This is a genomic window from Chryseobacterium oncorhynchi, assembly GCF_002899895.1.
Taxonomy (GTDB): Bacteria; Bacteroidota; Bacteroidia; order Flavobacteriales; family Weeksellaceae; genus Chryseobacterium; species Chryseobacterium oncorhynchi.
Genome location: NZ_PPEI02000001.1, coordinates 113,135 through 126,301, shown reverse-complemented (window position 1 = coordinate 126,301; position 13,167 = coordinate 113,135). Strand labels below are relative to the sequence as shown.

General features: G+C 36.3%; 10 protein-coding genes. 2 read left to right on the top strand and 8 right to left on the bottom strand.

Going from position 1 to position 13,167, the window contains the following annotated elements:
- The 3 genes from C1638_RS00580 to C1638_RS00570 form a co-directional block, all read right to left on the bottom strand.
- Complete coding sequence (locus tag C1638_RS00580) at positions 1-4,338, bottom strand: CusA/CzcA family heavy metal efflux RND transporter (protein WP_109617250.1); 4,338 nt, start codon at positions 4,336-4,338, stop codon at positions 1-3.
- A 315-nt stretch (positions 4,339-4,653) separates the two neighbouring features.
- The gene (locus tag C1638_RS00575; protein ID WP_106915643.1) at positions 4,654-4,986 is read right to left on the bottom strand and encodes a hypothetical protein; all 333 of its coding nucleotides are present in this window, start codon (positions 4,984-4,986) and stop codon (positions 4,654-4,656) included.
- Between the two features lie 100 nt (positions 4,987-5,086).
- Positions 5,087-5,983, bottom strand: a complete 897-nt coding sequence (locus C1638_RS00570) for a LysR family transcriptional regulator (protein WP_109617248.1) — start codon at positions 5,981-5,983, stop codon at positions 5,087-5,089.
- Between the two features lie 81 nt (positions 5,984-6,064).
- Between C1638_RS00570 and C1638_RS00565 the strand changes: the two genes are divergently transcribed.
- Positions 6,065-6,658, top strand: a complete 594-nt coding sequence (locus C1638_RS00565) for a LysE family transporter (protein WP_109617246.1) — start codon at positions 6,065-6,067, stop codon at positions 6,656-6,658.
- A gap of 8 nt (positions 6,659-6,666) precedes the next feature.
- On the opposite strand, the gene C1638_RS00560 is transcribed toward C1638_RS00565, so the two are convergent.
- The 4 genes from C1638_RS00560 to C1638_RS00545 all read right to left on the bottom strand — a co-directional run bounded on the left by C1638_RS00560 (position 6,667) and on the right by C1638_RS00545 (position 11,022).
- On the bottom strand, positions 6,667-7,236 hold the full coding sequence (locus C1638_RS00560) for a Crp/Fnr family transcriptional regulator (RefSeq protein ID WP_109617244.1): 570 nt from the start codon (positions 7,234-7,236) through the stop codon (positions 6,667-6,669).
- Positions 7,237-7,288: 52 nt separating this feature from the next.
- On the bottom strand, positions 7,289-8,044 hold the full coding sequence (locus C1638_RS00555) for a siderophore-interacting protein (protein WP_228427959.1): 756 nt from the start codon (positions 8,042-8,044) through the stop codon (positions 7,289-7,291).
- 90 nt (positions 8,045-8,134) lie between these two features.
- Positions 8,135-9,739: a Na+/H+ antiporter gene (locus C1638_RS00550; RefSeq protein ID WP_109617241.1), complete on the bottom strand. Its 1,605-nt coding sequence runs from the start codon at positions 9,737-9,739 to the stop codon at positions 8,135-8,137.
- Positions 9,740-10,215: 476 nt separating this feature from the next.
- Positions 10,216-11,022, bottom strand: a complete 807-nt coding sequence (locus C1638_RS00545) for a helix-turn-helix domain-containing protein (RefSeq protein WP_109617239.1) — start codon at positions 11,020-11,022, stop codon at positions 10,216-10,218.
- Positions 11,023-11,093: 71 nt separating this feature from the next.
- On the opposite strand from C1638_RS00545, the gene C1638_RS00540 reads away from it, so the two are divergent.
- Positions 11,094-12,299 carry a CynX/NimT family MFS transporter gene (locus C1638_RS00540; RefSeq protein WP_228427957.1) on the top strand — a complete coding sequence of 402 codons (1,206 nt, stop codon included), beginning with the start codon at positions 11,094-11,096 and terminating at the stop codon, positions 12,297-12,299.
- Positions 12,300-12,347: 48 nt separating this feature from the next.
- Here the strand turns inward: C1638_RS00540 and C1638_RS00535 are convergent, their stop codons facing one another.
- Complete coding sequence (locus tag C1638_RS00535; protein ID WP_109617235.1) at positions 12,348-13,118, bottom strand: MBL fold metallo-hydrolase; 771 nt, start codon at positions 13,116-13,118, stop codon at positions 12,348-12,350.
- Positions 13,119-13,167 lie beyond the last annotated feature (49 nt).

The window sequence follows — 13,167 nt, the reverse complement described above, 5'->3', positions numbered from 1 at the left end:
TTATTTTGAAATTAAGAAATTAAGTTCTGCTCCAATCTGGTTAAGCTTTTCAAGGCTGTCAATGTAATCGGCCTTGGTTTTTACAGCCTGATTCACCAATATTACCCAGTTCAGATAATCAATTTCTCCTACATCCATTTGTTTTTGAGCTGTTTTCAGGATGGTTTCAGATTTTGGAAGCTGTTTTTGTTCGTAATTTTCAATGATTTTCTGTTGATTCAGATAGTTGCTGATTTGTTGTCTCAATCTGTTTTTAAGTTCAATTTCTTTTCTATGATATTCGTTTTCAGAGATGGCAATTTTTGCCTGTGCTGCTTTTGTCATAGCTCTTTGTCCTTTTGTGAATAAAGGAATACCTACTCCGACCTGAACAGAATTAAAACGGTTGTTATTAATGTTTTTCATGCTTTGGTTGGTATACCCTACCATAAGTTCAGGAAGAAGTCTGCTTTTTTCAAGTTGTACTTCCGCCTCTCCTATTTTGATCTGTTGTTGCAAATATTGAAGCTGAGGATGTTGTTTGGTCATTTCTTCAGAAAGCTGAAGTCCTACATCCATTACAGCCTTATCTGCAACGGGTTGGTAGGTGTTTTCAGATTGAAGAAGTAACTGAAGCTGTAATTTGGCTATATTCAGGTCATTTTCGAGAGAATTCAATTGTACCTGCATCTGTTCTTTTTGAATTTCCGCAGTTGATTCCTCCAAAATATTGGCTTCACCTTTTTTTAATCTTAAACTGGCTTTATTGGCAAAATTGCTGTACAGCTGGCTGATATATTCCAATACTTTTTTCTTCTCCTGTAGTACTAAAATTCTATAAAAAACATCTGTAACCTCTTTTGTAAGCTGTGTTTTTGTAAGGTTTTGATTAATAACACTTGCTGTCCATTCTGCATCCAGCATCTGTTTTCTTTTTGAATAAACTGTCGGAAAACTAAACTTCTGGGAGATTCCGAATGAGTTGTCGGTTTCTTCTCCCTGAATCTGTCCAATTGCTCCGGTAACTTCCAGTTGAGGAAGATCAAGATAGCTAGCCTTTAATTTTTCCTGATAATCTGAGATTAATTTTGAACTTTTAAGGGTTCCGTTTTGCTGAATTGCTTTTTCCAGAGCTTGTTCAAAAGTGATGTTTTCCTGAGCCTGAAGACTTCCGAAAGAAACCAATAGCAAGAAAACAGATAACTTTTTATAGTTTATTTTTTTAGAGAATTTCATTTTATCTTTATTAATATGTTCAAATAAGACGTAGAGAATAGGAAGCACAAATAAGGTTAAAAGTGTTGCCAGCATCAGCCCGCCAATAACTACCGTCGCCAAAGGTCTCTGCACTTCTGCTCCTGCTCCGTTACTTATGGCCATAGGAAGAAAGCCTAAAGAAGCTACAAAAGCAGTCATTAAGACCGGACGAAGTCTGATTCTTGTGCCCATGAGTACAATTCTGCTGGTGTTGGTTATCCCGTTGTTTTTCAATCGGTTAAATTCTGATATCAAAACAATTCCATTCAATACGGCAACTCCAAATAGGGCAATGAACCCAACCCCTGCACTGATGCTGAAAGGCATTCCTCTTAAAGCAAGAAAATATACTCCTCCGATTGCTGATAAAGGAATTGCAGTATAGATCAATAAGCTGTGTTTTACAGAACCAAACGCAAAGAACAGCAACAGGAAAATCATCACCAAAGAAATAGGAACAGCAATTCCCAGTCTTGCTTTAGCTTCATTTAAATTTTCAAAGGTTCCACCATAGGAAACAGTATATCCGGGTGAGAACTTAATATTTTTATTTACTTTTTGCTGAAGCTCTTCCACAATACTCTGTACATCTCTTCCTTTTGCATTGAAACCAACAATGATTCTTCTTTTGGTATCTTCCCTCTGGATCTGGTTCGGACTGTTTTTAAGTTCTACCTTAGCCAGCTGAGATAAAGGAACCTGTTCACCTGAAGCTGTAGGAACCAATAAATTCTGAATGCTTGTAATGTCTTTTTTATGTTCATTATCCATACGAACAACAATGTCGAATTTTTTCTCTCCCTCATATAAAGCTCCTGCCGTTTGGCCTGCAAAAGCCATATTGATCACTCTGTTGATTTCTGCTACAGAAATATTGTATCTTGATAATTCTGAACGGTTATAGTCAATGACCACTTGTGGAGCCCCTACAACAGGTTCTATATAAAGGTCCTGAGCTCCTTTTACTGAATTGATAACACTTCCCAGTTTTTTGGCGTAGGTCGTAAGACTGTCAAGATCTTCACCATAAATTTTACAGACTATATCTTGTCTGGCTCCGGTCATTAATTCATTGAAACGCATCTGTACAGGAAACTGAAAACTGGTTGTTAGCCCCGGAATAACACTTAATGCTTTACTCATCTTTTCAGACAGCTCCGGAAATGACGATGCGGAGGTCCATTCTTTTTTAGGTTTTAAAACAATAATCATATCCCCAGCATCCATTGGCATTGGTTCTGTAGGAATTTCGGCACTTCCTATCTTTACAACGATTTTCTGTACTTCAGGAAACTGTTTTAAAAGAATACTGGAGGCCTGAGTGGTTACTTTTTTGGTCTCATTAATGTTACTTCCCTGAAGAATTCTCATTTCAACTGCAAAATCACCTTCTTCCAGTGACGGTATGAACTCTCCGCCCATTCTGGAAAGGGTAAAAACGGCTCCTGCAAAAAGTATCAATACTCCAAGGATGATTGTTTTTTGGTATTTAAGAGCTTTCATCAGGAACTTTTGATGTCCTATTTCCACCTTGGTCATTACTTTGTCAGAGATATTGTCTTTTTCCTTTTTCTTTCGGCTCAATACCAGAGAACTCATCATAGGGATATAGGTAAGTGAAAGGATAAATGCACCAATTAAGGCAAAAGCTACAGTTTGGGCCATAGGTTTGAACATTTTTCCCTCAATTCCCTGAAGAGTAAAAATCGGAAGGTATACAATCAGGATAATGATTTGCCCGAAAACAGCACTGTTTACCATTTTGGTAGCAGAGCTTGAAACCTGCTCGTTCATCTCATTTTTGCTCAGCATATTATCTTTTCCGAAGTGTTTTTTGTGAGCGAGCTGATGAAGAACGGCTTCAACGATAATCACTGCGCCATCCACAATAAGACCAAAATCCAGGGCTCCGAGACTCATCAGGTTACCGCCAACTCCAAAGATGTTCATCATGATAATGGCAAATAGCATGGCTAAAGGAATAACAGAGGCAACCAATAGTCCGGCTCTGAAGTTTCCTAAAAATAAAACCAAAATGAAAACTACAATTAATGCACCTTCCATCAGATTTGTCTTTACAGTACTGATGGTATTGTTCACCATTTTAGCACGGTCAAGGAAAGGTTCAATAACAACACCCTCAGGCAGGGATTCCTGAATTTTTTCCAGTCTCTGCTTGATATTGGTAATGACTTCGTTGGCATTTTCGCCTTTAAGCATTAAAACAATAGCTCCCGATACCTCTCCGGTATCATTATAAGTCATAGCACCATATCTTGTTGCATATCCTATCTTTACGGATGCCACATCTTTTATGTGAACCGGAATACCTTCCTTAGTTTCTGCAACCTGAATGCTTCCGATATCTTCTGTACTTCCCAAAAGCCCCTCACTTCTGATAAAAAGAACGGTTTCTTTCTTCTCAATATAAGCTCCTCCGGTATTCTGGTTATTTTTTTCCAGAGCGGCAAATACATCATTGATATTGATGTTGAATGCCTGAAGCTTATTTGGGTTGATGGCTATTTCATACTGTTTCAGTTTTCCACCGAAGCTGCTGACATCAGCCACTCCCTTGGTTCCTAGTAACTGACGTCTTACCACCCAATCCTGAATGGTTCTGAGTTCTGTTTCGTCATACACATTTTCATAGCCCTTTTTTGCTCTTACCACATATTGGAAGATCTCTCCCAGTCCTGTGGAAATAGGTCCAAGCTCCGGTTTCCCAATTCCTGCAGGAATATTGTCCTGTACAAGCTGTAAACGCTCCTGAACCTGTTGTCTGGCCCAATACACATCTGTTTTATCATCAAAAACAACAGTTACCAATGAAAGCCCAAATCTTGAAAGACTTCGAAGTTCTGTAATACCACTGATATTACTGGTAGACTGCTCAATGGGGAATGTGACAAGACGCTCTATATCTGCGGCTCCGTAAGATGGTGCTGTAGTGATAATCTGGACCTGATTATTGGTAATGTCAGGCTGTGCGTCAATGGGAAGTTTAGTAGTTTCATAGACTCCGAGAAGGACAAGTCCTATGGTGAACAGAGCAATGATGAGCTTATTCTTTACAGAAAACTCAATGATTTTGTTTAACATGAAAAATATATTATTTGCTAACGGTAGTGCTTTGAATACTGCTTAAACCTTGGACTTGAATCACAAAAAAATTGATACACTTAAGGTATTTAAGTGATAAGTTTTGTACGCATGAAGCTCACTTTGATTCTTATTAGGTGAATTGCATACTGGATTATTTTAAACTTATTACAGCGTTGTAAATGGTTTAAATAAAGGTTTTGTGATTACAAAATGTAAGCAGAATAATAAAGCGCTACAGATTTATTGATAAGTAATAAGAATTGACTGCTTCGAGTAAAGAACTTAAAGCATTAATTTTCAATCTAAAATCAATTATGAAAGCCGTGGAGGCTGAAAAATTCTGGAAAGGTAAAGGTTTGAGAAGTCCTTTTCCTGATAAATACTGTTTTTCTGAGGAATCTTGATTTCCTTAGGTTTTTTGATTTCAAAGGTAAGTTCCGGAAGTTGGGCATGCACTGTTAATACAATGGGTGGATTGATAAACGGCAGCTTTTGGTCTAAATCCCAGTCTGAGTCTTTTTTGTGATTGTCATAATGTTCCATGACAAATTCTGACAAATTTCCGTGGTATTCCATAAAGTGTTCCACAAACATAGGCACTTTCATTACTTCCCCCGCATTGGTGGTAGCTAGCACATACATCATCGAGCATAATATGGAGAACCATTTTAACATTAGGGCAAATATAAGGCTTAAATTTTTTTTAAAAAGACTCTGATGTTAATTTTATTTTAATTTCTCCCATTTATTCGGACGTATCAGTCATTTGCTGATTAAGAATTTTTAAAAAGAGCTCCATGGCAGGACTAATCCATTTATTAGAATGATGAGCAGTAATCATGGTAATAGTACGCTGAAATCCTTTAATAGTAATCTCTGCAATTTCCCCTTTTTGAATCTCTTCTTCAACAACAAAATGAGGTAAACACGCGATTCCCAGATTATTCATGACGCTTTTTTTAATGGCTTCAATACTCCAGAGTTCAATATTTTGTCCGGTTCTTATATTTTTTTTCTTAAGATATTCTTCGAAATACTGTTGATAAACACCATTTGGGTCATTATTAATCACTGAACACGCTTTTATTTGATCTTTTTTATCGAAATTTTTTTCCCGGTCCAGGAATTCCGGAGAGACCATAACTCCTACTGTGAAAGATGAAAGCTCTGTTACTTTAATCTGATCATCATATCCATGTACCTGATAGTGAATCCCAAGATCAATATCATTACGAATAATCTCTTTCTGAACTTCATAGCAATTTCTCACCTTTAATTTGAGTTTTACATCAGGAGCTGTTTCAATGAATTGCTTGAGGACAGGCTGCAGAATATAAGTTAGCAAACTGTCAGAAACTGAAATATTGAGGTTTCCCTCTATTTTTCTGTCTTTTGAATTCAACTGTTTAATCTGCTCTATTTCTTCCTCTATTTTTTTAATGTGCGGAATTAGCTTCAAAGACTGTGCTGTTGGAAGCATTCTTCTACCTATTTTCTCAAATAAAGGGAATTTTACTTCATTTTCTAGTTGTTGAATCTGATAACTGATCGCCGATAAAGAATAGTTGAGTTCTTTCGCAGCATCCTGAAAATTGCCTTTTTCCACAATGGTTTTGAAACTTCTGAGCTGATGAATATCCATACTTTAATATTTTCGAAGTAAAAGTATAAATATTTCCGATTGTTTGAAGTGTTTAACCTCATTAATTTTGTCAAAAAAAATATGTGGTTCTCATTCTTTATTTACAGTGTCCTGACGGCACTTCTTCCCGGTCCTAATAATATCCTTGCTCTTAACAGCAGCATGAAATTAGGATACCAAAAGAGTAAAACATTGCTTTTTGGGATTTACTCGGGGTTTACAGTAGTCATGCTATTGACTGCTTTTTTTACAGAATTTCTTTTGAATTCGTATGGCTTCTTTCTCAATTATCTCAAATATGTCGGAGCGGGTTATCTTATCTACCTTGCATGGTCTGTAATATCCGGAAAGCCTTCTGAGATTGATTTCAAGCAGGATGAACCCCTTTCCAGTTCTGCAGGAAATTTCTGGAAAGGATTTCTATTGCAGCTAGTAAATATTAAAATTATTATTTATGGAATAACAGCATTTAGCAGCTTCATCTTTCCTCAGTTCAAGCAACTATGGGTCATTCTTATTTTTGCTTTTATCCTTTCTTTTATCGGAAACTCGGCTACCTGGATTTGGGCAGTAGCCGGAGAGAAACTTCACAAATTTTTGAACCGGCACTACAAAGTGGTGAATATCATCATGGGAATCCTCTTGCTCTATTGTGCAGTAAGTTTGTTCTTATAAATAGTAGATCAAAGCCTGGATTTCAGTCTGCTCAGGGTTTCCTGTGAAATATTAAGATAGGAAGCCACCATTTTATTAGAAAGTCTCCTTACAACAACAGGATTTTCATCCAGTAGCTGACGGTATTTTTCAAGAGCATCCTGAACAAGGAAAGACATTAGCCTTTTCGTATTATTAACATAAGCTGTTTCCAGATATATCCTGTAAAATTTTTCCCATTGAGGAATAATATCCAGAAGATGATAAAAATTTTTATGAGTGATATAATATACTTCTGAATCCTCCACTGCCTCAATGAATTCTTCGGAGGGCTCAGAAGTTATAAAACTGGTGAGTGCTGTCGCAAACTGATTTTCAAATGCAAAATATCGTGTAGAGTCCTGCCCCTCTTCATTGATGAAAAATATACGGAGGCAGCCTTTCACCACGAAAAATGTACGCTGGCTGTTTTGTCCGTTGGCAAGAAGCATTTCATTCTTTTTAATTTGAATAAGGTTGAAATAGGAAAGAATAGTTTCTAAATCTTTATCCGTTACTGATATTCTATTTTTAATATATGAAGCTAAGAGTTCCTGCATGTAAGCAAAATTAATGATAAAAGGCTTTGCTTACTACTTTTATTCTATATTGCTATCTATTTTCCGCCTGTCCGGCTTTCCAGTATGAGCAGGCATACAATCCGTTCGGATCCCAGTTTAAAATGGCTTTAAAATAACTGCGCAGGTCCCGAACTGTACTATATTCAGCAGAAATATAAACATATCTTTTCAGTAGACCTGATGGAATTTCCACCTGCTGGGCACGTTCTGCTAATCTGCTTCCTTTTTCCGGCTGAGGATTATGAAGCCATTCAACAGAGATGTCGGCAGCGGAACACAATATAATTTCATCTTCTTTTTCATGTACTTCCAATAACACTTTTGCTGTTACATACGATGGAAATTGCTCGAGGATTGCACAGATCACAGGTAATGCTGTTGCATCTCCCACAAGAAGATAAAAGTCTGCATCCGGAACCAAAGGTCTTGTGCTTTCTTTCATCCCTACTTCCAGGGTATCTCCGTTATTAACTTGTAGTGCCCATGCTGATGCCGGACCATTATCTCCATGAGATACAAAGTCTATTATTAATTCACGATTTTCGAGGTCTATTTTACGGTTGGTATAGGTTCTTACAATAGGTTCACGATCCTTTTCTGTAACAGTCGGGATAAATATTTTATTATTGGATCCGGATTGTACATTGGCTAATAATTCTGTCTGATTGTCATCAATGTCCAATACAATACGAATAAGATGAGGGGTAAGAAATTTTTTATCTTTAATGGTAAATACAGAACGTATTTTTTTCGTTGTCATTTGTTCTTTTTCTAATGTTGTACTCATATATTTTGTTTAAAATATTCAGGTGCAAATATCCTTTTCTGGTAAACATCAAACTTTGATTTAGATCAAAAAAGCAAAGCAAAGTGATGGTTATTCGGAATACTGATTTATGGTTTCTATTTCGTGATAAATAGTCGTTGTCCAGAAATCAAGTTCCATCTCTTTTTTACGTATGGTTTCAAGGGTGAAATCTCCCATATGGTAAGCTTTTATCAATGATTGTCTTTGGTATTCCGCCAATTTAAGTTCCAGATCAAAATAAGACTTCTTCCATTCTGTGTGATGCAATAATGATTTTTCTGTATTATTATTTGACAGCTGAGACTGTTCTCTTTCAAGTTTTTTAATCATACTTTCTACAGCATTGATTGTAATATTATTATCGGGCGCAAAATCATATAAAAATGAAACAGATTCTTTTAGAAGAAGTTTGTTAAGGTCTTTTTCTTCCTGCTTGTCCGGTGCAGAAGGTTTTACCAAACGGATTAATCTGGGTAATGTTAATCCCTGAATTAACAAAGTGAAAATAATAACTACAAAAGATATAAATAGTATGGTATCTCTTTGTTCTATAATAGCCCCATGATTATCCCTGATCGGTAATGCCAGTGCAGCAGCCAGCGAAACAACGCCACGCATTCCGGACCAGGAAAGGATGATATATTCTTTTTTGGATTGGGTGAGAAAACCATTTGTTTTTTCGGTTTCATTATTTGAAAAAACAGGAAATAAAGAAAGTACAGCCAGCCTTATCACTACAAGGATCATAAAAATTAAAAGTCCATAAAAAATAAGGACAGGTATTTCAGTTATAGGGATATTTGAAATAATTGTCGGAAGCTGCATTCCAAGGATCAGAAATACTAACCCGTTTAAAACAAAGATCACAACATCCCAAAAATGGCTCATCTGCATTCTGCTTTCGGTTTTGAACAGTGAAATTGAATTCCATGAAAGGAACATTCCTAAAATAACCACTGCCAGTACTCCAGAAAACCCTAAATGTTCTGCCAGGCTGTAAGCTGCAAAAGGAAGAAGCACCACGGCAAATGTTTCTACACTACTTTTGCCATTAAAGTATCTGTGTAATTGTAAAAAAGCAAAGCCCATGATCATCCCAATAACCAGCCCGCCAAAACTGTTACTCACAAATTGTATTCCTGCACTCCAAAAGGAAAATACCCCACTGGTAATGGCTATAACCGCACATTTATAAGCAATAAGGGCAGACGCATCATTCAATAGACTCTCTCCTTCAAGTATGGTCGTTAGTTTTTGGGGAAGAGGAAGTGTTTTTGTAATACTGGTGGCTGCCACAGCATCAGGAGGAGAGACAATAGCCCCTACAACAAAGGCAAGAGGCCAGGTGAATCCCGGTATCATACTGTGAACAATCAAAGCAATGATGGTCGTTGTAAGAAAGACCAGTCCTATTGCCAAAACGGAAATTTTAGGAAGTTCTTTTTTGAAATCGGGAATAGATGTATTCCAGGCTGCATCGAACAGGATTGGAGGCAGAACCACATAGAAAATCATTTCCGGACTCATATCAATAGAAGGGACAAGCTGGGTGAGACTTAAAGTAAGTCCTGCTATCACAAGCAAGAGAGGAAGTGCCAGTTTGAACCTGTCTTTCACGGAAATAATAATGATTAAAATAATGGATATCCAGATGATTTTTTCAAGTTCTACCATAGCTTTATATTAAGCCGCGAAATTAAAAATCTGACGTCCTTAGAACTTTGATCTAGATCAAAAAGCAAATAATGTTTTCAAACTTGTTGAAAGAATATTTTACATTATGGGTTTGAGATCCGGCAGGAATTATTTCATTGCAGGAATTATGATGAAAATTAATAAATTTCAAAATATTAATAAAAATCAAAATATGTTACAGAATAATTATTTTTAATTAAAATAAATAATTTTTAAAAAAAATGCACATATGATGTTCTGCATAATATAAATTTTGCTTATATTTGTGGATCGAAATAATTTTTTTTCATCATTTGTGTTTTTTTAAGGTCTTCATTCGTGAAGACCTTTTTGTTTTCTTGAATGTAATAATTATTGATTTGATATTAATAATTCAAATTTTTTGAATAGGAAATATCTCATGTTTTGAATAGCGGAAATGCTTCTCTATAAAGGGATATATGAGTTTTTGTTAATTAATAAATCCTTTTTGCTGAGTTTGTATTAATATTTTTCATAAAATCTGTAGGCCTGAATTGCATGACTGACAGAAAGCTTCTTGTGTATGCCTGCACACTCTTGTACCCTACTTCATAGGCGATTTCTGAAATGGTAAGATTCCCTGAACTGAGAAGTTCCATACTTTTAATGATGCGAAGCATTTGTTGGTATTTACTCAATGTTAGCCCGGTTTCTTTCTTGAAAATACGTTCCAGCGTACGAGAAGACAGCAAGGCCATATCTCCTAAATTTTCTATGATGACTTCTCTATTGTAATGATTATGAAGATGTTCAATAATCTTAGTGAGACGTTTATCTTTTGGAAGACAAATGTGAAGCTTAAGAGAATGTTCTACAAAATGAGGAAGTTCATTGAAGAGTGCCTTTAAGAATACCGTTTCATCAGGATCTTTTTTTAGGAGCTGGGACCATCTTTCTGCATATTTTATCATCTCCCTTAGAACTGGAGGAACAGAAAATACGTTCACCTCATCGTAAAAAGAATTCCTATTATCTGTTTCTGCAAACATAATCATCAGCTTGATCTTTTCAGAATGGGAATTGGTTTTATGAATGACATTTGAAGGGATCCAAACCGCATGATTTTGAGGAAGAAGGTAGATTTTTTCTTCAATGGTGATGTACTGAAATCCACTTTCCACATAAACCAACTGGCCTTTCTTATGCTGATGAAGAACATCATCGTGAATCCAGTTTTCCTCAAACCATACAAAATAGGGTTTGTTCAGTTCATCTATTTTTATGCTGTCGTTGGCATTCATGTCGTTTTAGGTTAAAACTTTGGCAAAATTAAACAAAATTACTGTACTAATTTTGTACAAAAGTTATTATCATGATGAAGAACGAAGTAAGAAAAAACGCTTCTTATGTTTTAATGATCCTGAATGTATTGGTGGTTATCCTGATCTCCAGTAATCTTCGGTCGCCTATTGTTGCCGTTTCTCCTGTTCTTGGGGATGTGAGAGAGGCTTTAAAACTGGATAATTTTCAGGTTAGTCTGCTTACCTCTATTCCACTTTTTATGTTTGCCGTTTGTTCCGTTTTGGTTAGTCGGTTTTCGAATAAGCTGGGTATCAGCAAACTATTGATGTATTCATTGATTATTTTAAGTTTTGGATTGTTCCTAAGGATTTCCGGATCTCTTATACTGTTATTCATTGGATCTGTGTTTATCGGATTAGGAATTTGTATTGGAAATGTAGTGACTCCAGGATATGTTAAGAATAATTTCCCAAAGCAGATTGGCTTGATGACGGGGATTTTTGCAGTGGCCATGAATCTTACGGCTGCTCTAGCTTCAGGGTTTAGCGTTAGGATTGGAGAATGGACGGGATTTGGATGGCGAGGCTCTTTGGGAATCTGGTTGGTCATTGCGGCCTTGGGATTTTTTGTCTTAACACTGGAAATGATATTTAATAAAAAGAATTCCGGACAGCCAAAGCCTGCAATGGGAACTTCTGATTTTAATATGTTTAAGTCTGCACAGGCATGGAATATCAGTGTCTTTATGGGGTTACAGTCATTGTTCTATTATTGTATGGTGGCTTGGCTGCCTTCATTTCTTACCGACTATAATATGCCAGGCGAAAGTGCAGGATGGGTTTTATTTGTTATTCAGATTACCATGATTCCGGTAACGTTCTGTTGTCCGATCATTGCAAGTAAAATGAAAGATCAAAGGATTCTGATTTTATTCATCTGTGCCTTGATGTTCACCAGTACCATGATGTTTGTCTTCCTGAAAGCACAGTGGATCTATGTAAATGCAGTGATTATAGGAATCTCCAATGGTTTGTCTTTCAGTTTATCCATTTTGTTCTTTTCTACCAGAACGAAAAGCAGCATCAATGCCGTTAAGATTTCGGGAATGGCTCAGTCTGTAGGTTATCTGATTGCAGCATTTGGTCCTCCAATCTTTGGAAAGCTTCATGATTGGGATGTTTCCTGGAATATTTCATTTTATTTTTTAAGTATTGCAGTATTGATCATGCTTTATTTTGGAATGAGAGCTGCCAGAAATAAGTATGTAGAGGATTAATGAAGCAATAAGCCTTATAGATGTCAAAGTCTATAAGGCTTATTTATTTTAATGAAAAGATAATTCTGTCTCTTCTCCATCTTTCAGGATGAAACATTGGGATTCATGCCCTTTTTCTGTCATTTTTCTTTGAATAAAGTCTCTGTTTTCTTTACAGTGGCTTACGGCTTCCAAATGGGTAACCCATACTATTGCTTTAGGAGCATATTCACAAACTTTCAGGATATCTTCGCTGGTCATGATAATAGGATCCCCTACTGAAAAAGTTGCTGCTCCACCCGCTACGATAATATGCTGTGGTTCATGTTTGTCGATTTCTTTAGCGATGTCATCATACCAAATACTGTCTCCTACAATATAAACAGATAGATTATCTTTTTTAAAAACAAATCCGTTGACTGTTCCCATCTTTTCTCCAATTTCTCCAGTTCCGTGCTGTCCTTTGGTGATTGAAATATCAATATCTTTCCATAGGATATGATTATTTATTGGAATAATGTTCTGAAAACCCTGTTGTGCAATTTGATCTAAAATGCTTTCAGGACAAAGAATAGGCGTAGCTTTATCAATAAGTTGTACGGCTTGTGTATCCCAGTGATCCGGATGCAAGTGGGTAATGGCTACCGCATCTATTTTATCTAACTTTTCAATTAATTCTTCTCTGCTGAAAGGTAAATCTACCAAAGGATTCAATAATTCATTATCTGTCATAGGAAATTTTCCCAACGATCCTTTTTCTCCAAGCATTGGATCCACTAAGATAGAGGTTCCGTCAATATTCAATAGCAATGTTGCATTGCGCCATAATTGTAATTTCATTTGTTTAAGTTTGTAGTACAAAGCTATTGGTGAACTGAATGAAAACAAT